At 72.4% G+C, this 2,642-nt stretch carries 2 protein-coding genes and 1 pseudogene; 2 read left to right on the forward strand and 1 reads right to left on the reverse strand.

The genetic code is table 11. From position 1 onward, the window contains the following. Nucleotides 1–174: 174 nt before the first annotated feature. Nucleotides 175–750, reverse strand: coding sequence for an XRE family transcriptional regulator (locus M3N57_00060; GenBank protein MDP9021100.1), 576 nt, complete (start codon nt 748–750; stop codon nt 175–177). A gap of 117 nt (nt 751–867) precedes the next feature. On the opposite strand from M3N57_00060, the pseudogene M3N57_00065 reads away from it, so the two are divergent. Beyond that, a pseudogene (locus M3N57_00065) lies at nt 868–1,826 on the forward strand (NAD(P)/FAD-dependent oxidoreductase). Further along, complete coding sequence (locus tag M3N57_00070; protein ID MDP9021101.1) at nt 1,826–2,467, forward strand: methyltransferase domain-containing protein; 642 nt, start codon at nt 1,826–1,828, stop codon at nt 2,465–2,467. Before M3N57_00065 ends, M3N57_00070 begins: the two are co-directional and overlap by 1 nt. Nucleotides 2,468–2,642 lie beyond the last annotated feature (175 nt).

The raw sequence follows: 2,642 nt of genomic DNA on the forward strand, positions 1-2,642 counted from the left end.
GCTGTACTCAGCAGGCGGGCGCGTCAGGCGATCGGCTCGACGACCCGCAGACGAATCGGGCGCTACCGATCGTCCGTCTCGGACGAAGGCGACGTTCATGGAAGGGGTTGTCGTTCGACCCGTTGGCGTGCTGGGTGACCGCAAGTGGCGGCCACCGCGGTGGTTGCGTCGTGCTCAGGTGCGCAGGTGGACCTGTTCGCCCTGGGAGCCGAAGATGGCGATCAGCTCCACGGGCCCGTCGACTGCCCCGAACCAGTGGGGTGTGAGGGTGGAGAATTCGACGGCCTCGCCCGGCTCGATTACTAGGTCCTCGTCGCCGAGCAGCAGCCGCATCCGGCCGCTGAGCACGTACATCCAGTCGTGGCCTTGGTGGACCGGGATCGGATGGGGTGGGGTGTCGCGGCTGGCGTCGATGCGGCATTTGTAGGCGTGCAGGCCGGCGGCGGGTCCGCGGTGCGTCAGTGGCCACAGGGTCAGGCCCGGGCCGGTGTGGGGTTGGCGTCGTACGCGTGGGTCGGGAGTGGTGGTCGGGGCGAGCAGCTCGTCCACGCTGACGCCCAGCGCGGTCGCCAGTCCAGGGAGGTGGTCGATCGCCAGACGCCGCTTGCCGGATTCGAGTCGGCTCAGCGTCGACGCGTCGAGGCTGGCCGCGTCCGCGACCTGCTGGAGGGTGAGGCCCCGCTCGGTGCGCAGTTGGCGGAGCCGCCCGCGCACCCGCTGGTCGAGGGCCGCGTCCGGCGACTCGTCCATCATGGCTGGCTCTCCCGTGGTCGGTTGGAGACTCGCGGCGTCCTTTGCCGATATAGCAATTCATCTTGCCACAGGCGGGGCGCGCCGTACGCTGCGCGCCAATTGAAAGGACGCGTCATGTCTCCCACCTCGTCCCTGACTGACCACGGTGAGGTCGATGTCCTCGTCATCGGTGGTGGGCCGGCCGGTTGTCCGCCGCGCTGGTGCTCGGCCGCTCCCGCCGCTCCGTGCTGGTCGTGGATGCGGGCGAGCCACGCAACGCCCCGACCGCCGCGGTGCACGGATTCCTCAGCCGTGACGACACCCCGCCAGAGGAGTTGCTCGAGCTCGGCCGGGCCGAGGTGGCCCGCTACGGCGTCGAGCACCACGCCGAGCGCGCCACGAGCGCCAGCCGGGTCGGCGATCGGTTCCGAGTGGGGCTGTACGGGGGCGGCACGGTGCTCGCGCGGCGGTTGGTGGTGACTACCGGCCTTGTCGACGAGCTGCCGCAGGTCCCCGGGCTGGCCGAGCGGTGGGGGCGCGACGTGCTCCACTGCCCGTACTGCCACGGATGGGAGGTCCGCGACCGCCCCATCGGCGTGCTGGCCACCTCCGACGTGGCACTGCACCAGGCGGGACTGTTCCGCCAGCTCAGCGACCGGGTCGTGCTGCTGCGCCACACCAGCCCGGAGCTCGACGCCGAGCAGACCGCGGGGCTCGTGGCGCGTGACGTCGAGGTGGTCGAGGGTGAGGTCGTCGCCCTCGAGGTGCGCGACGACGCCCTGGTCTGCGTGCGGCTGGCCGACGGGCGACAGGTCGCGCTCGAGGCGCTCGCGGTCGCCCCCCGGTTCGTCGCACGGTCCGCCCTGCTCGCCGACTTGGGTGTCCGGGCCGTCGACCACCCGTCCGGGTTCGGCGTTCACGTACCCGCCGACGCGACGGGAAGCACGGACGTCGCCGGGGTGTGGGTGGCAGGCAATGTCACCGACCCGTCGGCGCAGGTGATCACCGCCGCGGCCCAGGGCAACCGTGCCGGCGCCGCCGTCAACGCCGATCTGGTGGCCCAGGACACGGCCCTGGCACATCAGGGAGCCTGATGCACCGCCATGACGATCACGACGCCCGCGAGTGGGACCAGCGCTACGCCGGCGACGGCGACGGCGTCCCGAGGTGGTCCGGCCGGCCGAACGGCACCATGGTCGCCGAGGTCGCCGACCTCGTGCCCGGAACGGCGCTCGACGTAGGGTGCGGCGAGGGTGCGGACGCGATCTGGCTCGCCCAGCAGGGTTGGCAGGTGACGGCCGCCGACCCGTCCCGGGTGGCACTCGACCGCGCCGAGTCTGCCGCCCGTGAGGCGGGTGTCGAGGTCACGTGGGTCCATGCCGGCCTGCTCGAGATGCCCAGCGGGCCGGGCGTGCACGACCTCGTCTCGGCCCAGTACATGGTGCTGCGCCGCACCGATGACGACGCGGCGATCACCGCCCTGCTCGGAGCGGTGGCGCTGGGCGGGACGCTGCTGGTCGTCCATCACGAGCTCGACCCCGCACATGCCACCGAGCACGGCTCCGACCCGGACGACTACGTCATGCCGGGCGACGTCGCCGCGCACCTCGACGACGGATGGGAGGTCGAGCTCCACGAGACCCGACCGCGCCCCGAGCCGGTGCCTCCAGGTGCCCGCCACATCCGCGACGTGGTCCTGCGCGTCCGCCGGCTCACCGGCGCCAGCGACGCCTGACGGGGCGCGCGCCCAACCGACGCGGCCGGGGACTGAGGTCCGCGCCGGCGTGTGGGAACGCCCGGTACTGACAGGTCGGAGGGCGGCTCCGGCTGCGTGCTACATGACGGACAGTGATCGGCTGCGATCAGTCACCCGCACTTCTCACATCCGACTCCCGACGTGTCGCCCGCCA

The organism is Actinomycetota bacterium (assembly GCA_030776725.1).
In the GTDB taxonomy this organism is placed as follows: Bacteria; Actinomycetota; Nitriliruptoria; order Nitriliruptorales; family JAHWKO01; genus JAHWKW01.

Coding starts and splice junctions, on each gene's coding strand:
- M3N57_00060 (MDP9021100.1), bottom strand. CDS start 750: ATGGACGAGTCGCCGGACGCGGCCCTCGACCAGCGGGTGCGCGGGCGG.
- M3N57_00070 (MDP9021101.1), top strand. CDS start 1,826: ATGCACCGCCATGACGATCACGACGCCCGCGAGTGGGACCAGCGCTAC.